At 70.3% G+C, this 24,843-nt stretch carries 18 protein-coding genes; 9 read left to right on the top strand and 9 right to left on the bottom strand.

Features of this window, described 5'->3' with window-relative positions:
- From AC2IPW_RS25125 to AC2IPW_RS25110, 4 genes are all read right to left on the bottom strand, one after another.
- Positions 1-1,185, bottom strand: coding sequence for an N-acetylmuramoyl-L-alanine amidase (locus tag AC2IPW_RS25125; protein WP_003936657.1), 1,185 nt, complete (start codon positions 1,183-1,185; stop codon positions 1-3).
- A gap of 127 nt (positions 1,186-1,312) precedes the next feature.
- Complete coding sequence (gene trxA / locus AC2IPW_RS25120; RefSeq protein WP_003936658.1) at positions 1,313-1,642, bottom strand: thioredoxin; 330 nt, start codon at positions 1,640-1,642, stop codon at positions 1,313-1,315.
- Between the two features lie 31 nt (positions 1,643-1,673).
- Entirely contained in the window at positions 1,674-2,642 is a 969-nt protein-coding gene (gene trxB / locus AC2IPW_RS25115; RefSeq protein WP_486375963.1) for a thioredoxin-disulfide reductase, read from the bottom strand.
- A gap of 510 nt (positions 2,643-3,152) precedes the next feature.
- Positions 3,153-4,352 (bottom strand): NADH:flavin oxidoreductase, encoded by a 1,200-nt coding sequence (locus tag AC2IPW_RS25110; protein WP_416062307.1) that lies wholly within the window; start codon positions 4,350-4,352, stop codon positions 3,153-3,155.
- 81 nt (positions 4,353-4,433) lie between these two features.
- Here AC2IPW_RS25110 and AC2IPW_RS25105 point away from each other — a divergent pair, with 81 nt between their 5' ends.
- Positions 4,434-5,003, top strand: coding sequence for a TetR/AcrR family transcriptional regulator (locus tag AC2IPW_RS25105; protein ID WP_003936661.1), 570 nt, complete (start codon positions 4,434-4,436; stop codon positions 5,001-5,003).
- A 12-nt stretch (positions 5,004-5,015) separates the two neighbouring features.
- On the opposite strand, the gene AC2IPW_RS25100 is transcribed toward AC2IPW_RS25105, so the two are convergent.
- The 5 genes from AC2IPW_RS25100 to AC2IPW_RS25080 form a co-directional block, all read right to left on the bottom strand.
- A complete protein-coding gene (locus AC2IPW_RS25100) occupies positions 5,016-5,699 on the bottom strand; it encodes a hypothetical protein (protein ID WP_486375962.1) in 684 nt (227 codons plus the stop codon).
- A gap of 54 nt (positions 5,700-5,753) precedes the next feature.
- Positions 5,754-6,299: an RNA polymerase sigma factor SigM gene (sigM, locus tag AC2IPW_RS25095; RefSeq protein WP_003936663.1), complete on the bottom strand. Its 546-nt coding sequence runs from the start codon at positions 6,297-6,299 to the stop codon at positions 5,754-5,756.
- Positions 6,300-6,382: 83 nt separating this feature from the next.
- Entirely contained in the window at positions 6,383-10,207 is a 3,825-nt protein-coding gene (gene murJ, locus AC2IPW_RS25090) for a murein biosynthesis integral membrane protein MurJ (protein ID WP_486375961.1), read from the bottom strand.
- Entirely contained in the window at positions 10,204-12,537 is a 2,334-nt protein-coding gene (locus tag AC2IPW_RS25085) for a glycoprotein (protein WP_416062305.1), read from the bottom strand. The genes murJ and AC2IPW_RS25085 overlap by 4 nt, the downstream gene beginning before the upstream one ends.
- Positions 12,534-13,127: an NUDIX hydrolase gene (locus AC2IPW_RS25080; protein WP_003936666.1), complete on the bottom strand. Its 594-nt coding sequence runs from the start codon at positions 13,125-13,127 to the stop codon at positions 12,534-12,536. Before AC2IPW_RS25080 ends, AC2IPW_RS25085 begins: the two co-directional genes overlap by 4 nt.
- Before the next feature lie 98 nt (positions 13,128-13,225).
- Between AC2IPW_RS25080 and AC2IPW_RS25075 the strand changes: the two genes are divergently transcribed.
- The 8 genes from AC2IPW_RS25075 (at position 13,226) to AC2IPW_RS25040 (ending at position 24,839) form a co-directional block, all read left to right on the top strand.
- Positions 13,226-14,680 carry a CCA tRNA nucleotidyltransferase gene (locus tag AC2IPW_RS25075; RefSeq protein WP_003936667.1) on the top strand — a complete coding sequence of 485 codons (1,455 nt, stop codon included), beginning with the start codon at positions 13,226-13,228 and terminating at the stop codon, positions 14,678-14,680.
- 105 nt (positions 14,681-14,785) lie between these two features.
- Entirely contained in the window at positions 14,786-15,229 is a 444-nt protein-coding gene (locus AC2IPW_RS25070; protein ID WP_010595420.1) for a Fur family transcriptional regulator, read from the top strand.
- Positions 15,230-15,268: 39 nt separating this feature from the next.
- The gene (gene katG / locus AC2IPW_RS25065) at positions 15,269-17,455 is read left to right on the top strand and encodes a catalase/peroxidase HPI (protein ID WP_010595419.1); all 2,187 of its coding nucleotides are present in this window, start codon (positions 15,269-15,271) and stop codon (positions 17,453-17,455) included.
- Positions 17,456-17,695: 240 nt separating this feature from the next.
- Positions 17,696-21,766: a bifunctional nitrate reductase/sulfite reductase flavoprotein subunit alpha gene (locus tag AC2IPW_RS25060; RefSeq protein WP_486375960.1), complete on the top strand. Its 4,071-nt coding sequence runs from the start codon at positions 17,696-17,698 to the stop codon at positions 21,764-21,766.
- A gap of 61 nt (positions 21,767-21,827) precedes the next feature.
- Positions 21,828-22,232 carry a TOBE domain-containing protein gene (locus AC2IPW_RS25055; RefSeq protein ID WP_124258689.1) on the top strand — a complete coding sequence of 135 codons (405 nt, stop codon included), beginning with the start codon at positions 21,828-21,830 and terminating at the stop codon, positions 22,230-22,232.
- The gene (modA, locus tag AC2IPW_RS25050) at positions 22,229-22,993 is read left to right on the top strand and encodes a molybdate ABC transporter substrate-binding protein (protein WP_486375959.1); all 765 of its coding nucleotides are present in this window, start codon (positions 22,229-22,231) and stop codon (positions 22,991-22,993) included. The genes AC2IPW_RS25055 and modA overlap by 4 nt, the downstream gene beginning before the upstream one ends.
- Positions 22,990-23,784 (top strand): ABC transporter permease, encoded by a 795-nt coding sequence (locus tag AC2IPW_RS25045; RefSeq protein WP_486375958.1) that lies wholly within the window; start codon positions 22,990-22,992, stop codon positions 23,782-23,784. The genes modA and AC2IPW_RS25045 overlap by 4 nt, the downstream gene beginning before the upstream one ends.
- Positions 23,781-24,839, top strand: coding sequence for a sulfate/molybdate ABC transporter ATP-binding protein (locus tag AC2IPW_RS25040; protein WP_486375957.1), 1,059 nt, complete (start codon positions 23,781-23,783; stop codon positions 24,837-24,839). Before AC2IPW_RS25045 ends, AC2IPW_RS25040 begins: the two co-directional genes overlap by 4 nt.
- Positions 24,840-24,843 lie beyond the last annotated feature (4 nt).

Raw genomic sequence — 24,843 nt, 5'->3', positions numbered from 1 at the left:
TCAGCGGGTCTCGGTGATCGACAGCTCCTCGGCGAGCAGTTCGGCGAAGGTGTAGGTGCCGGTGGGCTGATCGTCCTGCCCCAGCAGGTACAGACGCTTCACCGAGATGAGGATCGCTTCCGCGATGATGTCGCGTGAACGAGGGTTGGCCAGGACCGAGGCGTCCTGCGCGTTCGTGAGATACCCGAGATCGATCTGCACGGTCGGCATGTTCGTCAGGCGCAGCAGATCCCACGTGCGGCCGTGGCTGCGGCAGTCCCGCAGCGGCGTGCGTGCGGTCACTTCGCGTTGGATGAACCCGGTGAGCACCTGGCCGATCATCGACTCGGAGCCGTGCGCATTGCCGTAGTGGAAGCTCGCGATACCGCTCGCGGCCGGGTTGGGGCTGCTGTCGCAGCGCAGGGAGATCATCAGATCGGCGCCGAACGCGTTGGAAGTTCCGGCCCGCTCGATGTTCGACGGGTTCGCGTGATACGGCCGGGAGAGGAAGGTCTCCATTCCCGTCGCGGCCATGCGGCCCTCGAGGCGACGAGCGAGGTCCCAGAGGATGTCGGCCTCGGAGATGTCGCCGTGCGGGCTGCGCACGATGATGCCGTGGTCGCGCCCGCCGAGGCCGGGATCGATGACGATGCGTTTGCCGCTCAGGTGCGGACCGGATCGGCGGACGATCTCCTCCTCGCTGATGGCGTGCGGAGACCCACCGGTGACCCGGGTGCCGAGCAGCTCCAGCGAACGGAGGGTCTCGGGACCGCAGATGCCGTCGGGCGCGAGACCGATCTCCCGCTGGAAGGAACTCAGCGCCTCGTGGGTGCGCGGTCCGAAGTAGCCGTCGACCCGGTCCACGTAGAACCCGAGGTCCTGCAGACGCCGCTGCAAGGTCGCGACGTCGTCGCCGTAGAGCGGGGCGGAGAGCTGATAGATGAGGGTGCGGGCGCCGAGCCGGTACGAGGCTTCCTTCAGCGACCGGTACGTGGCGGGACCGACGATGCCGTCGACGAGCAGGCCACGATGCTGCTGGAACGCGCGCACCGCGCTGTCGAGCTCACGGTCGAACACCGCATCGGAGCCCACCCAGCTGTCGCCGGCGGCGACGTCGGACTCGCCGTGCAGAAATCCGAGGCCGGTGAGGGTGCTCCGGATTTCGGCGACGGCAGGGCCATGGTCGCCGTAGCGCAGTCGGTGCATGTCTCGGCCCTTTCCGTGCTATGACCTGCTGTGCCCGGTGTTCCACCAGACCATCGTTCGATTGTCGCAGATGCGCCCGGACCACGAATAATCCGGGCGCATCCGTGTCGACGTGGAAAACGGTGATTCAGAGTACGTCGGCGAGGTCGCGGAGGAGGGCCGCCTTGCCCTTCGCGCCGACGATGGTCTTCACCGGCTTGCCGCCGGAGAACAGGATCATCGTCGGGATCGACATGACCTTGTAGTCGCGCGCCGCAGCGGGGTTGGCGTCGATGTCGAGCTTGGCGATCTTGAGCTTGTCGGAGTGCTCTCCGGCGATCTCCTCGAGAACGGGAGCCACCATCTTGCACGGGCCGCACCAGGTGGCCCAGAAATCGACCAGTACCGGCTTGTCGGACTGCAGGACGTCCTCGACGAACGAGGCGTCGGAGATGGTGACAGTGTTCTTGTCGGCCACGATGGCTCCTACTCGATGAGGGGAAAAGGGATCAGTATCCGGCGTTGACGGTGATCGGGTGGTGGTCCGGCTGTTCGGCGAGCCAGCGCTCGGCGTCGAGCGAGGCGGAGCAGCCGGTGCCGGCGGCGGTGATCGCCTGGCGGTAGAGGTGGTCGACGAGGTCACCGGCGGCGAACACACCCGGCAGGTTGGTGGCGGTCGTCGGCTGCTGCACCTTCACGTAGCCGGCGTCGTCGACGTCGACCTGTCCGCGGACGAGTTCGCTGCGGGGGTCGTGGCCGATCGCGACGAACATGCCGGTCACCGGAAGGGTGCTGCGTTCGCCCGTGACGGTGTCCTCGAGGACCAGACCGGTGACGGAGGTATCGCCGAGCACCTCGACGGGCTTGGCGTTGGTGACGATGCGGATCTTCTCGTTCGCGCGGGCACGGTCGAGCATGATCTTCGAGGCGCGGAACTCCTCGCGACGGTGGACGAGGGTGACGCTGCGGGCGAAGCGGGTCAGGAAGGTCGCTTCCTCCATCGCGGAGTCGCCGCCGCCGACGACGGCGATGTCCTGGTCGCGGAAGAAGAAGCCGTCGCAGGTGGCACAGGCGGACACACCGCGTCCGAGGAGCTGTTCCTCCCCCGGGATGCCGAGGTAGCGGGCGGCGGCACCCATCGCGAGGATGACGGCGCGGGCCTGGTAGGTCTGTCCGTTGGCGACGATCTTCTTGACGTCGCCGGTCAGGTCGAGTTCGTCGACGTCCTCGGAGCGGATGTCGGCGCCGAAACGCAGGGCCTGCTCGCGCATCTGATCCATCAGGTCCGGCCCCATGATGCCCTCACGGAAGCCGGGAAAGTTCTCGACTTCGGTGGTGGTCATCAGGGCGCCGCCGAACTGGGTTCCCTCGAACAGCAGCGGCTTCAGCTCGGCACGAGCGGCATAGATCCCGGCGGTGTATCCGGCCGGACCCGAACCGACGATGACAAGGTCGTGGATCGTGGAATCAGTGGTCATGCGAGCCTTCCGTGTCTGCTGGTACTTCTGCCTGCTGGTACTTGACGGACGAGCCTGAAGGCCCGTGACCGGGACGTCAGCGGTCCACAACGTCAGTGGTCCACAACATGGGTCAACAACAGGGTAAGGGGTGTTGTTCCTCGCGTGCCGTGCGTCACGCCACAGTGCGGCGTATTCTGCCCCGCTGTCAGCCGGGCTGGGGCGGGAGCCCCGGCCCCGGAGGTCGAATCGTCACGTTGACGATATGACCGTCGAAGCCGTGCCGTGTCGTCCCGGCATCCGGTCCCCTCCCCCACGCGCGTCCGGGCCGATGCCCGGCATGTCGACGGCCCCGGCCACGCCCGCCGGGAGCCCGGGCGCGCGAATCGTCCGTGTGCTCCGGCCGAGCGGTGTGACGCACGAGCGTCGCGATCGGCGCCGGGCAGGGACCGCACCGGGTTCGACTCAGGGAGCGCGTATCTCGTGCCTGAACGCCGCGGAGCCTCGGTCCGCGTGAGGATCCCGCGTGCGTCAGGCGGGGTGTTCCACCTCGCGCAGGGCTTCGCGCACGACGCAGCGGGTTCCGGTGTAGATGGTCGGCATGCACTTGTTGCAGTGGATGCACAGCCCCTCGCGCACGTGTTCGTCCCGGAACCTGTTGACGAGGTACGGGTCGCGCAACAGCGCTCGGCCCATCGCGACGAAATCGAATCCCTCGTCGAGCGCGTTCTCGATGGTGTCGATCCGGTTGATGCCGCCGAGGAGGATGAGCGGCATGCTCAGTTCCGCCCGGAACTGCCGGGCCATCGGGAGGAAGAACGCTTCCTCGAAGGGGTAGGCCGGGAAGAGCCTCGGCCCGTAGAACCGTAGCCCCAGTCCGACGAGTCGGGGCTGGGACGCGACGAACTCGGCCATCGGGACGTCGCCGCGGAAGAAGTACATGCCGTTGAGCAGCGAGCTGCCGCCCGTGAGTTCCATTGCGTCGACGTGACCGTCGGATTCGATCAGTCGCGCCATCGGCAGGCTCTCGTGCAGCCACAGTCCCTTCGGGACGCCGTCCGTCATGTTGAACTTGACGATGACGGCGACCGAGTCGCCGGCTGCTTTTCGGACGGCCTCGAGAACGCGCCGGGGAAACGCGGTTCGCTTCTCGAGACTGCCGCCGTAGCGATCGCCGCGCTTGTTGAGATTCGGGCTGAGGAACGAGCTGAGCAGATAGTTGTGCCCCAGATGCACCTCGAGCGCGTCGAATCCGGCCTCGACGGCGTAGCGGGTCGCGTTCTCGAAGTCGGCGACGACCTGATCGAGTTGCTCGAGGCTCGCGCCCCGCACCAGGCCCATCGCGGGGGCGCTGACGCGGGTGGACGGAGCGAGGGTCTTCGTACCGTTGGAGATCTGGTTGGCGACGAGGCCGGCATGACCGATCTGCGCCGAGGCGAGCGCGCCCTCGGCGTGCACGGCGTCGGTGAGCCGCCGCAGGCCCGGGACGGTGTCGCGGTCGAGGACGACGGTGTTGCGATGCACGCGTCCGCCGGGTGCGACGGCGCAGTATGCGACGGTGGTCAGGGCGGTGCCACCGCGAGCGACCTCGGCATGGAACTCGACGAGTTCGTCGGTGACGCGGCCGCCGGGCATGACGCCTTCGAAGGTCGCGGCCTTGAGGATGCGGTTGCGCAGGGTGAGCGGCCCGAGCCGGGCGGGCTCGAACACGGCAGGTCGCGACGAGGTCATGCCCCTACTTTCGATGCCAGTGGTTCTGTAACGTGTTGCAACTATAGTGCGGCGACGTGCCGTGCGCCACAATCACCGGTGATGACCACATTCGACCGCTCCCCCGCGCCCGCCGGCCGCCCCCGCGATCCACGTATCGACACCGAGGTCCTCGCCGTGACCCGTGAGATGCTGCTCGAGGTCGGCTGGGAGCGCCTGAGCCTGCGCGGTATCGCAGCCCGCGCCGGGGTGAGCCGGGCGGCGCTGGCCCGGCGGTGGCCGTCCAAGGCGCACCTCGTGCTCGACTCGATTCTCGGTTCCGCACCGGACCTGGCACCGATCGAGGGGACGGACCGTCGCGGCTGGATCGAATGGGTGGTTCAGGGCAGTGCGGACCTGTTCGCCCGCCCCGACGTCCGAGCTGCCCTGCCCGGGCTGATCGGGGCGCTCCGCGATCACGAAGATCTGCGGAACACGCTGTGGCGCAACTTCAGCGGCCCGAGCACGGCCCTGTTCTCCGACGGCTCCTCCCGCGCCGACCTCGACGCGCGTGCCGTGCTCGTCCTTGCCGCGGGTGCGGCGATGTTCGCGAGCATCGTTGCCGCCGAGGACGATACGGCCGCCCTGCGGGCACGGATCCTCGACCTGCTGATCCCTGTCGCCGACGATTGAACTTCTTGCGGCTCAACCGATCCCATGGACCACCAGAGTGGCCGGGTCGGAGGCGCCGCACCCGGTGCCCACCACCAGCGCCGTCAACCGCGGCGACGCGGGGTCACCGAGGAGCAGTGCCACCGCCTCCCGGCCGTCGAAGCGGATCGTGCGCGCCCCCAGTAGCGGTCGTGACTCGTCGATTCCGTTGGCCGCGAGGCATTCCCGGAGGGAATTCCGGTCCGACAGAGGCCCGGTGTCCGCGGAGCCGATCATCGCGCGCCACGTCGCCGGATCGAGTACGTCGGTGTCGGGTGCGATGACGGCAGGCGCAGCTGTCGACGCCGGAAGCCCGGGACGGTCCGCGCCGTGGGCGACGACGGCGAATCCGATCGCCACCGCGGCCGCGGCGGCGATCCCGGCGCCGGCCGCAGCGAGTCGTCGGCGGCGGCGCGCGGCGGCCTCGGCGGTCAGCGCCGCATCGATCCGGGCCGCGACGTCCGGCGGGATCGACGGCCCCCCGGCGTCTTCGGCTTCACCCAGAGCCCGCAGGCGGCGGCCGACGGAGTCGAGCGCGGCGATCACCGTCATGGCGTCCGGATCCCGTCGCACCGCCGGCCACAACCGGGCGGCCACATCGTCGTCCAGAACCCCGGCGTGCAGATCGGCGAGCAGGTCGGCAGAATACGGCGGCTGCGGCAGCTCGTCCTCGGTCATCCGCTGTCCTCTCCGCCTCCTCGGGTGCCCTCACCAGGATAAGACGGTCACCGATCACGATCGGTTCCCCGTCTCTCGCAGGTCGCCGAGAAGCACCGCAAGCCGACGACGCCCCCGCGCGCACCGGCTCTTGACGGTGCCCTCGGGGACGCCGAGCCGCCGGGCCGCCTCGCTCACCGACCGGCCTTCCACGTCGACCGCGACGACTGCGGCACGCTGGTCCGGCGGCAAGGCGCCCAGCGCCGCCTCGATGTCGAGCGCAATCTCCCGCTCCGCGATGCGATTTCGTTCGTCACGGACGTCGGTGTGGTCGTCGTACAGCGGAACCGTAGGTCGTGCCCGGTTGCGCCGGATACGGTCCAGGCATGCGTTCACCACGATGGTGTGCAGCCAGCTGCGCACCGCCGCGTTGTTCCGGAATTTCCCCGCCGTACGATGCGCCGACAGCAACGCCTCCTGCAGGGCGTCCGCCGCATCCTCCGGCGAGTAGCTGGTGCGGCGCGCCACCTGCCACAGATGGTCGTAGTGCCGTTCGAGCAGGTGCGCGAACGCACGTCGGTCCCCCGCCACGTGCGCCGCCAGCAATTCGGCGTCGGACATGGCAATTCCTGCGATCCCCCCCAAAATTCGCACGCGCGGATGGTAGCCGATCGAGGTGGGCTACCGGGGGTGCGAGCGCCGGGCTACTCGGCGGCGGTGAACGTCACCTCGGCGATCGAGCTCTTGTTGCCGCCACCGGACGTGCTCAGGCCCGTGATCCACACCAGCACGTCGGAGGTGCGTCCCTCGGACTCGACAGGGATCTCCGTGACGCCGGAACGCAGTGTCGCCGAACCGATCACCTGGGTCTGGTCCAGGGACGCCTGGTCCGACGGCGCGCTGCGGATCTCGACCTTCGTGCCCGGGCTGTCCGACGTCACCGACACCGACGACAGCGCCGCCGGCTCGGCCAGCGCCACCATCAGGCCCACTCCGTTCTTCAGCGCGGGGAACGGCTGGAAGTAGGCGTCGGTGCTCCACTCCGTCGAGGGATCGCCGTCGATCGCCAATCGCGCCGTCGCCGGCGAGTCCGGAGTGCCCTGAGGGGAGAACACCGACACCGCCGAGGCCGCCACCGGTCCCGCGGCTGCGGCCGGCGCCGGTGCCTGGGCCACCGGTTCCGACGGGGCCTCGGTGGTCGGGGTGAGTCCGAAGTCCTGACTTGTGAGCGGCTCGTCGGAGCTGCCCCCCGCGAGCAGGTTCGCGATCCACCAGCCGATCAGGGCGAGGAGCACCACGGTGGTGATGCCGAGACCGACGAGCGCGAACAGCATCCGCTCGGACCGCTTCTTCTCCTCGGCGAGGGCCTCCGGGTCCGCGAGCGCGTGGTTGGTGGCACCGGCAGTGCGCTGCCCGAGCCGCAGCGCCGGGATCATGTCGGTCTTCTGGTCCACGACCGAGGCTTGGCCGAGGATGTGCTGCACGGTGGCCGCCGTCCGGATGCCGCCGTCGGCCGCGAGCGCGCGCACCGCGACCGCAGAGATCTCGAACGGCACCTCCGGCCGCAGCGCGCGGGGTTCTACCGGGATGCCCTCGGCGGTCAGGTCCGCGGGACGCATCCCGCCGATCGTGCCGCCGGTCTGGACCGGGGGCTGCTGCCCGGGCGCGGCCTGCTCGGGTAGCGGCCAGCGCGCGGTGATCAGGCCGTAGAGGCTCGCGCCGAGGCCCCGGACGTCGGAGGTCACGTCCGCGTCGGCGAAGGTGGCGGGGAAGGCCAGCACCGCGTCGCCGGCGACACTGATGCGGATCCGGTCGGGGTGGTCGATCGAGAGGGCACCGCCGCCGCGGTGCGCAGCCTCGGCCGCGGCCGCGAGGGCCTGCACCGCGCGTGCCGCACCGAGCGGGGACGGCTCGGTGCCGGACATCTCGCGCAGCGAACGGCCGGGCGTCCACTCCGAGACGACGATGCCGCCCGAACTGCCGCGGACCACGTCGAGTACCCGGGCGAGCCCCGGTGAGTTGATCCGGCCCAGCCGCAGCGTGCGCGACAGGATCGCCTGCGGGCCGTCGGGGCCGGTCACGTCCCCGGCGCGCTGCTCGGCGTCGACGAACGTCAGCGCCACCTCACGGTCGAGTTTGACGTCCTGGGCCTGCCAGAAGCGCAGACCGCGCGCGCCGCCGTGCGGCGCGAGCAGACGGTAGCGACCGCCGGCGACCGACGCGCCGGGGATCAGCTTCGGCCCGCGCATCGGAGTGCGCGGCGCGGACCCGGGCACCCGCAGGGGCGGCAGCTGGGGTGAGCCGACGGGGACGACGCCGGTGTCGACGTGGGGATCGCGCCGCGGCCGACCGGAACCGGACCGGCCGTCGGCCGTCCCGCCGACGGACTTCTGGGACGAGGTGGAACGATCGGGCGTGCCGGCCTGCGGGGACCGGGTGCCGTCGGCGTCCGTGGACACCGAACCCGGATCGGTCGATGCGGACTCATCGACCGTGGACTTACCGGTAGCGTGATCGTCGCTCACCCTCACTCCTTCTTGTTCGACTCGCCCGCCCCGGAGGTAACCGGGAGGCCGTCCGGCATCCGCGAACCGGCGCGATCCGTCCCGGGCGGTCCGAACCTGCCGTCGACCAGGGTACGGGAGTTGCCCGTGTGCATCGATGTGGCTCGGCAGGTCCCGGAGCGCGGGAATCACCTCGGTGACCGCGTCGTAGGGAGCCACCCCGTAGTCGCCGTAGTCCAGACGTGGCAACACGATGGTCTTCTCCGCCTCGGACTCCCGGTTCGCCTCGAGTTCGGCGATCTCGTCGGCGTCGGTCTCGGCGATCTCCGGTTCGACGGGCGTGCGACCGCGCAGCGCGTCGACCTTGCGCCGGACCGCCGCGGTGATCGCCAGGATCTCGGGCACCTTCAGCAGCCACATGACCGTGAGGGTCACCAGCAGCATCAGTGCGCCGGTGATCGCGACCCGCACCATCGAACCGACGCCGCCGAACCGGTCGCTGAGCGCACCGAGCCGCAGCAGCCGATCGGCGATCAGCATCGCCACCACGCCTGCGGCCGACGCGGTCACCACGTGCCACAGGGTCCGGCCCACGTTCGCCATCCGCAGATCGCCGAGGGCGCGGTGCAGCAGGAACCCACCGATGCCCGCCCCGACCGTGAACGCCAGGCCCGTCGCCACGCCCAGCAGCAGCACCACCTGGTCGTCGTTACGGGCGACGACGGGCGCGAGGGCGGACAGGGCGATCTTCACGGCGGTGATGCCGAGGATGATCCACGTGGGGGTCCACGCCTGCTCGCGCGCGTAGAACACGCGCAGATGGATGAGGACGAGGGCGTACGGGATCAGGGTGAACGCCGACCAGCTGACGGCCTGGCCGAGCCGTTCGGCGTTGCCCTCGCCGAAGCTGCCGTAGCCGTACAGGGCCGTGCCGATCTGCGGGCCGGCAACCGTGAAGAACACGACGATCGGGATGAGCGCGATCATCGTCAGCCGGGTCGCGACCGACAGGTCGTCCACCACGGCGGGGGTGTCCTCCGCGGCGGCATTGCGGCTCAGCCGCGGCATGATCGCCGTGAGCACCGTGACGCCGAGCACGCCGTACGGCAGCTGCAGCAGCAGCCACGCGTTGTTGTAGATCGCCGGGCCGGCCGCGTCGGCACTCGACGAGACGTGGGTCGCGAACACCATGCCCGCCTGGCTGATGAGCACGTACAGCACGATGGCCGCGGCCATGCCGCCGAACTGGCGCAGCCGGTCGTCGAGTCCCCACAGCGGCTTGATGCTGATCCCCTCGCGGCGCAGCGCCGGCACCAGGGACATCGCCTGGGTCACCACACCGAGGGTGACGCCGCAGCCGAGCAGCAGCAGATGCGGGTCGCTCATCCGCACCGGGTCGAGGGTGATCTCCCCGGGCAGCAGGAAGTACAGGACGAGAACCGTGATGACGACGACGTTGTTCAGCACCGGCGCCCACGCGCCCGGTTTGAACACCTGCCGGGTGTTCAGGATGGCGGTGAGCAGCGCCGACAGGCCGTAGAACAGGATGGCCGGCAACAGCAGATACGTCAGCGCCGTGGTCAGAGTCGTCGACACCTTGCCCGTGTCGTCGAGGAAGAACCGGGTGACGAGGACCGGCGCGGCGGCGGTGGCCAGCAGCGCGGCGAGCCCGAGCACGGTGACGGAGACGGTGAACAGGCGCCGGACGAAGGCCGTACCGCCGTCCGGATCCTCGCGTTCGGCGCGGACCAGCACCGGCACGACGATCGAGGTGAGGACGGCACCGAGCACCAGCTCGGAGATCATGTTCGGGATCTGGGCGGCGACCGTGTAGGAGCTGGCGACGGCGGCACCGAGCAGGGTCAGCAGCAGCACCTGCTTGACGAAGCCGGTGATGCGGCTGATCAGGGTGGCGAAGGCGATCGAGCCGGTCGCGGCGAGGAGGCCGGGGTTCTTGCGCGGGGCCGGCTCCGCCGCCGCGGGGGCGGGCGGGGCGACGTCCTCACGGGTCGGATTCCCGGTCATTTCTTCTCGTACCCTTCGTCGGCTGGATCGGGCTCGCCGCGGAAGCGGTGCAGGAGACGACGGCCCGCCAGGAACAGCAGCAGCGCTCCCGCACAGCCGGTGACGATCGCGAGAACCTGGCCGTACGCGTTGGACCGTACCGTCACGTTCGTCGGGGTGCCGAGCGGCAGCCCGGACTCCGTGGTCAGGGCGAACTCGACACCGATCTTCCGCGAATCGCTGATCTGCGCCGGCACCGTGAGGGTGCGGCTGCCCCGCGGCGGCAGCTGCGTGGGTCCGATGTCGGTGATCTTCATCGCCGACGGGGCGTCCACGTGCAGCCGCACGGTGATGCCCACCGGCAGATCGTTGCGCGCGACCAACAGTAGGGGACTCTGTTCCGAGGTCAGCGTGTAGACACCACCCGGTGAGAGCACGGTCACTCCCGCGAACATCCCGTCGACGGCGTCGCGGACCTCGTCGCCGCGCCGCACCGCGTCGCGTGCTGCGGCACCGGGGTCGGGCCCGCGCCGGCCCGCCAGACTCATCGCCCGCAGCAGATCCTCGCGCAACGGCGCGGTGAACTGCTGCGGTGTCAGCTGTGCCTGGGGATCCTCGACGAGCGCCTCCTCGAACGCATCCAGCCGGGGCGCCTGCTCGCGGGCCGTGTCCAGCACCTCGGCCGAGGCGCCGTCGACGATGGCCTGCTCCGGGTAGGACAGCGCGACGGTGGGGGCGTCGCCGGGCACCGGTGCGAACAGGGTGTCGAACGGACGCGCGGTGGCCAGGCCCGAGCGGATCAGCGTGCCGACCATCGACAGGACCGCGGCGGCGTCGTCGCCGGAGGCGCTCCACGACTGCGGCGGCACGAACAGCACGGATTCCGGGACCGCGGGCGCGCCGGTGGACACGGTCCGGGTGGCGTCGTCCCCGGTGCGCAGCGTGGGCCAGCTCAGGGCGCCCAGCGCATCCTGCAGACGGGCGGCCGGGGAGTCCTCGGTGAGGTCGTAGCGGGCGTCCTCGGCGGTGAACGACGGCGTCTGCGGTGCGTCACCGAGCGCCGCGAGCGCGGTCGCGGCGGCGCTGTCGAACAGGACGGTGGACAGACCGTCCACCCCCCGCACGGGCACGGGACCCGTGCCCGCGGCCGAGTCCGCGGCGTCGACCGCGGTGTCGGCGAGCAGGGCCGTCACCGGGCCGTCGGCGGCGAGCAACGCCCCCGCCTTCTCGGTCAGGACCCCGGCATCGGGCCAGACCACGTCGCTACGGGTCGTCGTGATCCCGAGGATCGTGTTCACGATCCCGGTGGGGGCGGCGAGGGCGGGTCCGGCCAGTGATGCGTCGTCGAGTTCGGCGAGGGCGGCGGTATCGACCTGGGCGAACGGCACCGCCACCGTGCACATCGAGCCGGCGACGGCACGCAACCGTTCCAGCCATGCGGCGGCCGCCGCCGCCCCCTCCCCGTCACGGGCCTCGCCCATCGGCTCGGCGGGGTCCTCGACCACCAGATAGCCGCGGGTCATGTTGGCGACGGTGACGAGCAGGTCGGGGTCGACGGCCAGGCACAGCGCGTCGGCGACGCGGCGGTCCTCGGCGGTGACCGCCCGCTCGGCGGCGTCGAGCAATCCGTCGAGGCGACCGCCGTCGGCGAGCGACGTCGCGAGGTCGTCGTCGACGAGGCGGACCGGGTCCGTCGCCGAGCCGGGCACCCCCGCCGCGAGGCGTGGCCGGTCCGCGAGCGGCCACATCATCGTGACTCCTACGGGGGCGGACGTGTCCGGCGGCACGGGGCGGTCCGTCCGGTTCTCGCTCGGGGGCACTCCGAGCACGGGCAGCAGGAACCGGGCGTCGTCGAGCCGGGCCTGACCGCCGTACTCGGGAGCGCCGTTGACGTTGACGAGCAGCGGGTACACCCCGGGCGTATCGATTTCCAGCGACGGGTCCTGCGCCGAGCGCAGCGCCAGTTCGAGACGGAACTGCCGCTGCTCACCCTGCTCGAGGACGTCGGCGACCGGCTCGAACGGGCCCGTGCGGTCGTAGGCGGTCTGATCCCAGGTCAGCGCGGTGCGCAGCTCCTCGGCCGAGCCGGCCGCCGGGGCACGCTGCAGCCGCACGGCGATGTCCTCGACGTCGCGGTCCCCGACGTTCTCGAGCGTGCCGCTCACCGTCACCACCGGCTCGCTGCTGGTGGACACCGTCGTCGGCGTCACCGAGTCGATGCGCAGTTCCAGGAAGCGCGGCGCATCGGACGCGTCGCTGCGCGGCTGGGCGACGGACACGCCCGCCGTCGTCAGGACGAGCGCGAGCACGGCGAGAACGGCCGCCGCGGCCCGGCGAGCTGCCGACGTCATCCGAGACGGGCCTCCGGTCCGCCGGGTCCGAGCAGCATCGACGGATCCATCTCGGCGATCAACTGGTCGGCGACGTCGGCGAGCCTGCGCTCGTCCGCGTACGCCAGGCGTGAGCGCAGCTCCGGCAGCGGGACCCAGGCCACCTCGGTGACCTCGACGTCGGCGTCGGAGAGCTCGCCGTCCAGGTAGCGCAGCAGGTAGTGGTGCACGGTCTTGTGGACGCGCCGGCCCTCGGTGACGAACCAGTAGTCGATGCTGCCGAGGGTGGCGAGGACGGTGCCGTGGATGCCGGTCTCCTCGTGGACCTCGCGCATCGCCGTCTGCTCGGCGGTCTCGCCCTTCTCGATGTGTCCCTTCGGCAGCGACCACAGCAGCCGGCCCCGCCGGTCGGTGCGTCCGATCAACGCCGCGCACAATTTCTCGGGGGGTCCGCCGAGGCCGTCGACCACCAGTCCCCCGGCCGAGGTCTCGCGGACCGTGCGCAGGTGAGGCTTCGACGTGTCGGAGGTGGGCCGGCCACCGGACTTGGCGCCCGCGCCACGCCGCCGCGAGGTGCGGCGGTTGCGGTTGGCACGTTCTGCGGGCGACACCTCATCGATACTAGTTGGCGGGACGCGCCCGGCGGTTCAACCAGGCACGTCCGGAGCGCGCACCGGTGCGTTCGGCCACCTCGGTAAGGTTCGAAGACGTGAACTCTCCCTCCACCGACACCGAGCGGCGCGCCCGACTGCTCGCCGGGGCCGACGCGACGCTGCGTGCGCTGTCGGACATCCTGGCGCCGCTCGGTGCGCGCTTCACCGCCGCCGGTCACGAGCTCTACCTGGTGGGAGGGAGCGTCCGGGACGCGGTCCTCGGTCGCCTCGGCACCGATCTCGACTTCACCACCGACGCGCGACCCGAGCAGGTGCAGGCGTTGCTGCGCGGCTGGGCCGACCACCAGTGGGACACCGGCATCGACTTCGGCACGATCAGCGCGGTCAAGGGACCGGAGCAGATCGAGATCACCACGTTCCGCAGCGACGCGTACGACCGCGTCACCCGCCATCCGATCGTCGAGTACGGCACCCGCCTCGAGGACGACCTCGTCCGGCGCGACTTCACCGTCAACGCCATGGCCGTGCGCATCGGCCCGACCGGCGCGGAGGACTTCGTCGATCCGCTCGGCGGAATGGATGCCCTGATCGCCGGGGTCATCGACACTCCCGCGCTGCCGAGCGAGTCGTTCCACGACGACCCGCTGCGGATGCTGCGCGCGGCGCGGTTCGTCTCCCAGCTGGGGTTCGGGCTGGCCGAACGCGTGCACGACGCGATCGTGGCCATGGCCGACGAGATCCTGCGGATCAGCGCCGAGCGGGTGCAGGCCGAACTCGACAAGCTGATCCTCGGTGACTACCCCATCGAGGGCATCGACATCATGGTCGAGACGGGCCTCGCCGAGCGGGTGATCCCGGAGATCCCGGCGATGAAGCTCGAGATCGACGAGCACCATCAGCACAAGGACGTGTACTGGCATTCGCTGACCGTGCTCCGGCAGGCCATCGACCTCGAGGACGGCGACCCCGACCTCGTGCTGCGCTGGGCAGCCCTGCTGCACGACATCGGCAAGCCCGCGACGAAGCGCAACGAGCCGGGCGGTGGGGTCAGCTTCCACCACCACGAGGTCGTCGGCGCCAAGCTCGTCCGCAAACGGATGCGGGCGCTGAAGTACTCCAAGCAGATGATCGACGACGTCGGTCAGCTCGTGTTCCTGCACCTGCGGTTCCACGGCTACGGCAAGGGCCAGTGGACGGATTCGGCGGTCCGTCGCTACGTGCACGACGCCGGTGATCTGCTGCCCCGGCTGCACAAGCTGGTCCGGGCGGACTGCACCACCCGCAACAAGCGCCGGGCCGCGGCGCTGCAGGCCACGTACGACGATCTCGAGACACGCATCGAGCGGATCGCCGAGCAGGAGGACCTGGCGAAGGTCCGGCCCGACCTCGACGGCAACGCCATCATGGAACTGCTCGGCCTGAAGCCCGGCCCGCAGGTGGGGCAGGCGTGGAAGTTCCTCAAGGAGCTGCGGCTCGACCGTGGACCCCTCGATCGCGACGAGGCCGAGGCCGAGCTGTTGAAGTGGTGGTCGCAGCAACCGAAGTCCTAGCGGCCGGGTAGCCGCGGCCGCCCCGGGCATACGCGCGAATTCTGATCATGCTGCGATTGCGTCAAAGTCATGACTCATTCCAGAAAAGTGCGTCATAGTATCCCCGTGCCCTCGACGCAGGAATTCGTGGAGCAATTGCGTACGGCGGAGCTGCGCGTGACCCGGCCCCGGATCGCAGTGCTGGAGGCGGTGCACGAGCACCCGCATGCCGACACGGAGACGATCTTCGGGGCCGTGCGCACCGGTCTGCCGGACGTGTCCCGGCAGACCGTGTACGACGTGCTGCACGCCCTGACCGGTGCAGGTCTGGTGCGGCGGATCCAGCCGTCCGGTTCCGTCGCACGCTACGAGTCGCGGGTCGGGGACAACCACCACCACCTCGTCTGCCGGTCCTGCGGGGCCATCGTCGACGTCGACTGTGCCGTCGGCGAGGCGCCCTGTCTGACGGCGTCCGACCACAGCGGCTTCCACGTCGACGAGGCGGAGGTCATCTACTGGGGCACGTGCCCCGACTGCTCGGCAGCTCACGCTTCGCGGTCACATCCGTGATCACCGTCAGATTCACCGCATCCGGAAGGAAGGGCCGACGTGTCCAACAGTGAAAGCGAAAATCCGGTAATCCCGTCTCCCGAGCCGAAGCCGCATCGGCCCAGGACCAACCGGGACTGGTGGCCCAACCAGCTGGATCTGCAGGTCCTCCACCAGCATTCGCCCCTGTCCAATCCGATGGGACCGGACTACAACTACGCCGACGAGTTCGCAAGCCTCGACGTCGAGGCCCTCAAACAGGACATCTTCGCGCTGATGACGACGTCGCAGCCGTGGTGGCCGGCCGACTACGGCCACTACGGCCCGCTGTTCATCCGGATGAGCTGGCATGCCGCGGGCACGTACCGCATCGCCGACGGCCGGGGCGGTGGCGGCAAGGGCGCCCAGCGCTTCGCTCCCCTCAACAGCTGGCCCGACAACGCGAGCCTCGACAAGGCGCGCCGGCTGCTGTGGCCGATCAAGCAGAAGTACGGCCGCAAGCTCTCCTGGGCGGATCTGCTGATCTTCGCCGGCAACTGCGCGTACGAATCCATGGGATTCGAGACGTTCGGTTTCGCCTTCGGCCGCGAGGACATCTGGGAGCCCGACGAGGTGTTCTGGGGCCCCGAGGACACCTGGCTCGGGGACGAGCGGTACAGCGGCGAGCGGGAACTGTCCGGCCCGCTCGGCGCCGTGCAGATGGGGTTGATCTACGTCAATCCCGAAGGGCCCAACGGTAATCCGGATCCGCTCGCCGCGGCCATCGACATCCGGGAGACGTTCGGCCGGATGGCGATGAACGACATCGAGACGGCGGCACTCATCGCGGGCGGGCACACCATCGGCAAGACCCACGGTGCCGCGACCGCCGACCACGTCGGTCCCGAGCCCGAGGCCGCCCCCATCGAGCAGATGGGCCTGGGCTGGAAGAACTCCTACGGCACCGGCGTCGGCGGGGACGCGATCACCAGCGGGCTCGAGGGCGCCTGGACCCCCACCCCGCGGCAATGGGACAACACCTACCTCGAAACCCTGTACGGCTACGAGTGGGAGAAGACCAAGAGCCCCGCCGGCGCGTGGCAGTGGATCCCGAAGGACGGGGCCGCCGCCGACGCCGTCCCCGACGCCCACGATGCGTCCAAGCGTCACACACCGGTGATGCTGACCACGGATCTGTCGCTGCGGTTCGACCCGATCTACGGGCCGATCACCCGTCGCTGGCTGGACAACCCGAAGGAATTCGAGGAGGAGTTCGCCAAGGCCTGGTACAAGCTGCTGCACCGCGACATGGGGCCGGTCACGCGCTACCTCGGACCGTGGGTCCCCGAGGCGCAGCTGTGGCAGGACCCGGTTCCCGCGGTCGATCACGAACTGATCGGCGCGGACGACATCGCCGCCCTGAAGACCAAGATCCTCGAGTCGGGACTGTCCATCCCGCAGCTGGTCGCCACCGCGTGGGCGTCGGCGGCGAGCTTCCGTGGCACCGACAAGCGCGGCGGGGCCAACGGTGCCCGCATCCGCCTCGAGCCGCAGAAGAACTGGGAGATCAACGAACCCGGCCGGGTGGCCGAGGTACTGCAGGCCCTCGAGCAGATCCGGCAGGACTTCGACAGCGGTCAGTCCGCGAAGAAGGTCTCGCTCGCCGATCTGATCGTCCTGGCCGGCTGCGCCGCAGTCGAACAGGCGGCGAAGAACGCCGGTGTCGAGATCACGGTCCCGTTCTCGCCGGGCCGCACCGATGCCTCGCAGGAACAGACCGATACGGAGTCGTTCGCCGTACTCGAGCCCCGGGCCGACGGGTTCCGCAACTACCTGCGCGACGGTGAGAAGCAGCCGCCGGAACGGTTGCTGCTGGACCGGGCGAACCTGTTGACGCTGACCGCTCCGGAGATGACGGTGCTCGTCGGCGGACTCCGGGCCCTGAACGCCAACTTCGGGCAATCCGCCCACGGCGTGTTCACCGATCGGCCCGAGGCACTGACCACCGACTTCTTCGTGAACCTGCTCGACATGCGCACGGAGTGGAAGGTGTCCGAGTCGACCGAGAACGTCTACGAGGGCCGCGACCGGGCTTCGGGTGAGGTCAGGTGGACAGCCACGGCCGTCGACCTGGTCTTCGGTTCGAACTCGCAGTTGCGTGGAATCGCCGAGGTCTACGGCAGCGCCGACGCGCAGCAGAAGTTCGTCCAGGACTTCGTCGCGGCATGGAACAAGGTGATGAACCTCGACCGGTTCGACCTCACCTGATCCTCGAGGATCGGCCTTCCCCGGCCGATCCTCCACACCTGGGGCGGCATCCCGCCGGCTGTGTCAGCCGGCGGGATGCCGCGCGTTCGGAGTGCGCGCGCACCCTCTCACCGGTCCGGACGGCGAATCGTGAGCCAGATGTCACCGGGGACTCACCACGGTTAATGCCCACGAAACACGGGGTCGGGAGCATGAGACCCGGCCGGAGGAACGTGGCCGACCCAGGTGAGGAGCGGTTCGATGCAGGGCGAGATCACGAAGGTCAAGACCGCCTGCTCATACTGCGGCGTGGGCTGCGGCATGGTGCTCGAGGTCGGCCTCGATCCCGCCAGCGGTGCCCGCCGCGTGCTCGACGCGTACGGCGACAAGGACCACCCCACCAACTTCGGGCGCCTCTGCACGAAGGGGGCGACCAGCGCGGAGATGATGGCCGCCGGCGGACGCATGGAGACCGCGTACCGTCGCACCGAACGCGGGGCCACCCCGGTGCCCGTGGACGTCGACGCCGCGATCGCCGACACCGCCCGCCGGTTGCGGGGGGTGCTCGACGAGCACGGCCCCGACGCCCTGTCCTTCTACGTCTCCGGACAGATGTCGCTCGAGGCGCAGTACCTGGTGACCAAGCTCGCGAAGGGATTCGTCGGTACCAACAACATCGAGTCCAACTCCCGGTTGTGCATGGCCGGCGCCGGCACCGGCTACAAGCAGTCGCTCGGCGCGGACGGCCCGCCCGGCTCCTACCAGGACTTCGACCACGCCGACCTGTTCTTCGTCAGCGGCGCGAACATGGCCGACTGCCATCCCATCCTCTTCCTCAGGATGATGAACCGGGTCAAGGCCGGTGCCAGACTCGTCGTCGTCGACCCCCGGCGCACCCCCACCGCGGAGAAGGCGGACCTGTTCCTGCAGATCGCGCCCGGGACCGATCTGGCGCTGCTCAACGGCCTGTTGCACCTGATCGTCGAGAACGGGCACGTCGACCGGGCCTTCGTGGCGGAGTTCACCGAAGGCTGGGAGGCCATGACGGCCTTCCTCGGGGACTACACGCCCGAGCGGGTCGCGGAGATCACCGGACTGGCCGAGGACGACATCCGCACGGCCGCGCGGTGGATCGGCGAGGCGGGCAACTGGATGTCGTGCTGGACGATGGGCCTGAACCAGAGCACGCACGGCACCTGGAACACCAATGCGATCTGCAACCTGCACCTGGCCACCGGCGCGATCTGCCGCACCGGCAGCGGCCCCTTCTCGCTCACCGGTCAGCCCAACGCCATGGGCGGGCGCGAGATGGGGTACATGGGACCCGGTCTGCCGGGGCAGCGGTCCGTTCTCGACGACGCCGAGCGAGCCTTCGTCGAACAGCAGTGGGGGCTGCCGGCCGGTGCCATCCCCACCACCGTCGGCAAGGGCACGATCGACATGTTCGAGCAGATGGCCGCCGGTGACATCCGGGCCTGCTGGATCATCTGCACCAATCCGGTTGCGTCCGTAGCCAATCGACGCACCGTCGTCGAAGCGCTCGAGCGGGCGGAGGTCGTCGTCGCACAGGACGTCTTCCTCGAGACCGAGACCACCGCGTACGCCGACATCCTGCTGCCGGGAGCCCTGTGGGCGGAGTCGGAGGGGGTGATGGTCAACTCCGAGCGCAACCTGACGCTGTTGCGACAGGCAATCGACCCGGTCGGGCAGGCCCTGCCGGACTGGCAGATCATCGCGCGCGTCGCCTGCGCGATGGGCTACGCCGAGGCGTTCACCTACTCCTGCTCCGAAGAGGTCTTCGAGGAGATCAGGCGTTTCCGGAACCCGAAGACCGGATACGACCTGCGCGGAATCACCTACGACCGGCTGCGCGAGACCCCCGTGCAGTGGCCGTGCCCGCCGGACGGCGCGACCGACCGGAACCCGATCCGCTATCTCAACGACGGCGTGAGCCAGACCCTGCTCAGGTCCGGGGACGGCTCTCTCCCCCGGTTGCGGTTCGCCACCGCCACCGGCAAGGCCGTGTTCCATGCCCGTCCCCACATGCCGCCGGCCGAGATGCCCGACGACGACTTCCCCGTCGTTCTCAACACCGGCCGCGTCCAGCACCAGTGGCACACCCTCACCAAGACGGGAAAGGTCGCCAAGCTCGGGAAACTGAACCCCGGTCCCTTCGTCGAAGTCAATCCTGCCGACGCGCAGCGACTCTCGATATCCGACGGCGACCAGGTGGAGATCGCGTCCCGTCGCGGCCGGGCGGTGCTGCCGGCCGTGGTCACCGACCGGGTCCGGCCGGGATGCTGCTTCGCCCCGTTCCACTGGAACGACATGTTCGGGGAGAACCTGGCGGTCAACGCGGTCACCAACGACGCCGTCGATCCCGCGTCGCTGCAGCCGGAGTTCAAGGTGTGCGCGGTGTCGCTGACCAAGGTCGCGACGTCGGCCGGGGACGACTCGCCGGACGCCTCGGCCGACCGTCTCGCCTCCGCACTCGGGCTGGGAGATACGGCACGGCCGGTGCTCGACGAGGTCGGAAAGCACTATCTGACCGGATTTCTGGCGGGTTTCCGGGAGTCCGGGCAGGCGGGTGTCCCCGTGCTCCCGGCGTCCGCTCCGTTGCCGGCCGCCACCCGCGCCTGGGTGGACGGGATGCTGGCGGGTCACTTCTCGCACACCGCGGAGGACCGCGACGAGTCCGACGGGATCGAGACCGACGAGGCGGCGCCGGTGGTCGTGGTGTGGGCCTCGCAGACCGGCAACGCCGAGGAGTTCGCCCGGCTGTGCGCCGAGCGGCTGCGCGCCGCGGGCAGGTCGGTCACCCTGACCGGGATGAACGACGTCGACGTGTCCACGCTGACCGGGGTGCGCGATCTGCTCGTCGTCACCAGTACGTTCGGCGACGGTGACGCGCCGGACAACGGCGCCGCGTTCTGGAACGCTCTCGACCAGGACGACACCCCCCGCCTCCCCGACACCCGTTACGCTGTGCTGGCATTCGGAGACTCGAGCTACGACGACTTCTGCGGCCACGGCCGCCGCATCGACGAGCGCCTCGCCGAACTCGGGGCCACCCGGCTCACGCAGCGGGTGGACTGCGAACCCGACTACGAGGGACCGGCCGGCGAATGGCTCGCCACGGTCGAGCAACTCGTGCGCCTCGACGGGACCGTGCCGGTCCCGGCCGCCCCGGGACCGCCGGCGACGTCCGGACCCGCCTACAGCCGGAAGGCACCGCTCGTCACCCGGCTGACCCGGAACGTGCCGCTCAGCGGGTCGGGTTCGTCGAAGGATGTGCGCCAGTTCGGATTCGAGCTGTACGACCCGGATTTCGGGTACGAGGCGGGCGACGCGCTGGGTGTCATGCCCACCAACGGCCCCGAGGCGGTCGACGAGTGGCTCCAGGTCACGGCGCTCGATCCGGAAACACCCGTGGAATTCCCCGATCTGCCGACCATTCCGCTGCGCGAGGCCGTGACCCGGCACCTCGAGATCGCTCGCGTGACCCCCGAGCTGCTGCGGTTCGTCCACGAGCAGACCCAGAGCGCGGAACTGGCGAAGCTGCTGCGGCCGGGCAACAAGATCGAGTTGCAACGGTGGTTGTGGGGCAAGCAGGCGATGGACGTGATCGCGGCGTATCCGTTCAAGGCGCCGATCGCGGAATGGCTGCCCGTGCTCAAGCGGTTGCAGCCCCGCCTGTACTCGATCTCGTCGAGCCCGCGGACCAACCCCCGCGAGGTGCAGCTGACCGTCTCGGTGGTGCGGTACAACTACGAGGGCATCGCCCGGGCGGGGGTGTGCTCGAGCTTCCTCGCCGACCACAGTCACGGCGTCGACATTCCCATCTTCGTCCAGCGCAGCACGCACTTCCGGCCGCCCCGGACACCGGACACCCCGATGATCATGGTCGGACCCGGTACGGGTATCGCACCGTTCCGGGCCTTTCTGCACGATCGCCGCGAGCTGGGCCACACCGGCCGGAACTGGCTGTTCTTCGGCGATCAGCGGTCGTCGACCGACTACCTGTACCGGGACGAGATCGAGGCGATGCACGCCGACGGCTTCCTGACCCGGCTCGATCTCGCCTTCTCCCGCGACCAGCGACAGAAGATCTACGTGCAGGACCGGATGCGCGAGCACGGAGCGCAGCTGTGGAAGTGGTTGCAGGACGGCGCCCACTTCTACGTGTGCGGCGACGCGAGCCGGATGGCGAAGGACGTCGACGAGACGCTGCGCGAGGTGGTGCAGGTGCACGGCCGGCTCGGCGAGACGGACGCCGAGTCGTACGTCGAGCAGCTCGCCGCGGAGAAGCGCTACGTGCGCGACGTGTACTGATCCGCAGATTCGTTACTCCATCGGTTGATAGGTCCGCAGATGCGGAAGTAATGTCTGCATCGTGACGCAGATTCGCATCAAGGACGCCGCGCGGCTGCTCGGCGTCAGCGACGACACCGTCCGCCGATGGATCGACCAGGGCACCCTGCCGGCCGGCAAGGACGGGGCCGGGCGCAAGATCGTCGAGGGAGCCGACCTCGCCGAGTTCGCCCGGCGGCAGGCGGACGAGGCGCCCGATCTGCTCGGCGTGGGCAGCTCCGCCCGCAACCGGTTCGCAGGGATCGTCACCCGGGTGGTCGCCGACACCGTCATGGCGCAGGTGGAGATGCAGTGTGGCCCGCACCGCGTCGTCTCGCTGATGAGCAGCGAGGCCGTCCGGGAACTCGGCCTCGAACCGGGCAGCCTCGCGGTCGCCGTCGTCAAGGCCACGACCGTCATCGTCGAGACTCCCGGAGGGACATCGTGACACGCGCTCTCGCAGTTGTCGTCGCCGCGCTCGCCCTCGCCGGATGCGCCGGGGAGATCGGCGGCGACCCGGCGTCACCGTCCGGGGCCGCGGGGGAGCTCACCGTGTACGCAGCCGCGTCGCTGCAGGCTCCCTTCCGGGAGATCGGTGCGGACTTCGAGGCCCGCAATCCGGGCACCCGCGTCGTGTTCGACTTCGCGGGCTCGTCGGATCTCGTCGCCCGCCTGTCGCAGGGGGCCGAGGCGGACGTCCTCGCCACCGCCGACACCGCCAACATGACCGAGGCCGTCGACGCCGGTCTCGTCGCGGGCGATCCCGTGGACTTCGCGGCCAACACCCTCACCATCGTCACCGAGCCGGGCAACCCGCTCGGCACCACCGGTTTCGCGGACCTGAGCCGGCCCGGAGCCGACGTCGTCGTGTGCGCGCCGCAGGTGCCGTGCGGCGCGGCGACGGCCCGTATCGAGCAGGCCACGGGTGTCGACCTCGCTCCGGTCAGCGAGGAGTCGTCGGTGACGGACGTGCTGGGCAAGGTGACCAGCGGCCAGGCCGACGCCGGGTTGGTGTACGTCACCGACGCCCGACAGGTCGGTGACGCCGTGACCACCGTGCCGTTCCCCGAGTCCGCCGCGGCCGTCAACACCTACCCCGTCGCCGTCCTCGCCGATGCCGAGAATGCCCCGGCGGCGGCGTTCGTCGCGTACGTCACCGGTCCGGACGGGCGACGAATCCTGTCCGAGTACGGATTCGCGGCCCCGTGACGCGCGTCCGTCCGGCGGGGCTGCCGGCGTGGATCTACGTCCCCGCGCTCGTCGGCGGACTGTTCGTCGCCGTGCCGCTGTTGTCGCTGATCCTCGCCGTCGACTGGCGGCACTTCCCGGATCTGGTGACATCGGAGGCCTCCCTGCAGGCCCTGACCCTGAGCATGCGCACCGCGGGTGCCGCTACGGTGCTGTGCGTCATGCTCGGCGTGCCGATGGCGACTGTGCTCGCACGCAGCACCTTTCGCGGCCTTCCGGTGCTGCGCTCGATCGTGCTGCTGCCACTCGTGCTGCCGCCCGTCGTCGGTGGCATCGCGCTGCTCTACACCTTCGGTCGCCGGGGACTGATCGGCGAGTACCTCGAGCTGCTCGGAATCCGGATCGCGTTCTCCACCACGGCTGTGGTCCTCGCGCAGACGTTCGTCGCGCTACCGTTCCTGGTGATCAGTCTCGAGGGTGCTCTGCGCACCGCCGGCACCCGGTACGAGGCGGTCGCCGCAACGCTGGGGGCACGACCGACCACCGTCTTCCGGCGGGTCACCCTCCCTCTCGTGCTGCCGGGACTCGCGTCCGGCACCGTCCTCGCCTTCGCCCGGGCACTCGGCGAATTCGGCGCCACCCTCACCTTCGCCGGCAGCCTCCAGGGCGTCACCCGCACGTTGCCGCTCGAGATCTACCTCCAGCGCGAGACCGACGCCGACGCCGCGGTGGCGCTGTCGCTGCTGCTCGTCGTCGTCGCGCTCGTGATCGTCGTGGCCGCGCGGGGGCGACGGACAGCGGGTGGGCTGTGACCGGACTGCAGTTGCGGGCCCGGGTCGAGTCCCGCGACGTCGACCTCGCAGTCGCCGCGGAGTCCGGGACCGTGCTCGCCGTCCTGGGACCCAACGGTGCGGGGAAGTCGACCGTGCTGAACGTGATCGCGGGGCTGCTGCAGCCCGACGACGGCCGCGTCGAAGTCGACGGGCGGGTTCTCACCGACACGGCGACGGGCGTGGCCGTGCCGCCGCACCGTCGCGCGGTGGCGCTGCTCGCCCAGCAGCCCCTGCTGTTCCCGCACCTGAGCGTCCTCGACAACGTCGCATTCGCTCCCCGCAGCACCGGCCGCGGCCGATCGGCCGCCCGCGCGGCGGCGTGGCGGCAACTCGCCGCCGTCGGCGCGACGGACCTCGCCGACCGGAAGCCGCACCAGCTCTCGGGCGGCCAGGCCCAGCGCGTCGCGATCGCCCGCGCCCTGGCCGCCGACCCACGGCTGCTGCTGCTGGACGAACCGTTGGCCGCCCTCGACGTGACGGCCGCCCCGGCCGTGCGGTCGCTGCTGCGCACGGTCCTGAAGGACGCCGGACGCACGGCACTCGTGGTCACCCACGACCCGCTCGACGCCCTCGCCCTCGCGGATCGTGCCGTCGTCGTCGACCGGGGCCGGATCGTCGAGGCAGGCACGGTGCGCGACGTGCTGTCCCGGCCGCGCAGCGCGTTCGCGGCCCGCATCGCGGGACTGAACCTGCTCGCCGGCACCCTCACCGCGGACGGCGTCGACACCGTCGTCGGCCGGGTGCGGGGTGTGCCCGACGACGACTGCGTGCCGGGGGATTCGGCGGTCGCGGTGTTCACCCCCGCGGCCGTCGCGGTCTATGCCGACGAGCCGCACGGCAGCCCCCGCAACTCGTTCGCCGTCGTCGTCGACGAACTGGAGGTCCGCGGTGCCACCGTCCTCGTCCGCGCCGCCGAGTCCGGGATCTCCGCCGAGGTCACCACGTCCGCAGCAGCCGATCTCGCCCTCGCACCCGGTGCGACGGTGTGGTTCGTCGTCAAGGCCACCGAAGTCCGCATCCACGCCGCCCGCTGACCGG

The organism is Rhodococcus sp. NS-SX18 (assembly GCF_057367935.1).
The sequence above is the reverse complement of the archived record's forward strand: the minus strand, read 5'-3'. Positions and strand labels throughout refer to the sequence as shown.

Excerpts from the sequence above, each read along its gene's own strand:
- AC2IPW_RS25125 (WP_003936657.1), bottom strand. The coding sequence starts at position 1,185 with ATGCACCGACTGCGCTACGGCGACCATGGCCCTGCCGTCGCCGAAATC.
- trxB (WP_486375963.1), bottom strand. The coding sequence starts at position 2,642 with ATGACCACTGATTCCACGATCCACGACCTTGTCATCGTCGGTTCGGGT.
- AC2IPW_RS25110 (WP_416062307.1), bottom strand. The coding sequence starts at position 4,352 with ATGACCTCGTCGCGACCTGCCGTGTTCGAGCCCGCCCGGCTCGGGCCG.
- AC2IPW_RS25105 (WP_003936661.1), top strand. The coding sequence starts at position 4,434 with ATGACCACATTCGACCGCTCCCCCGCGCCCGCCGGCCGCCCCCGCGAT.
- AC2IPW_RS25100 (WP_486375962.1), bottom strand. The coding sequence starts at position 5,699 with ATGACCGAGGACGAGCTGCCGCAGCCGCCGTATTCTGCCGACCTGCTC.
- sigM (WP_003936663.1), bottom strand. The coding sequence starts at position 6,299 with ATGTCCGACGCCGAATTGCTGGCGGCGCACGTGGCGGGGGACCGACGT.
- murJ (WP_486375961.1), bottom strand. The coding sequence starts at position 10,207 with ATGACCGGGAATCCGACCCGTGAGGACGTCGCCCCGCCCGCCCCCGCG.
- AC2IPW_RS25085 (WP_416062305.1), bottom strand. The coding sequence starts at position 12,537 with ATGACGTCGGCAGCTCGCCGGGCCGCGGCGGCCGTTCTCGCCGTGCTC.
- AC2IPW_RS25060 (WP_486375960.1), top strand. The coding sequence starts at position 17,696 with ATGCAGGGCGAGATCACGAAGGTCAAGACCGCCTGCTCATACTGCGGC.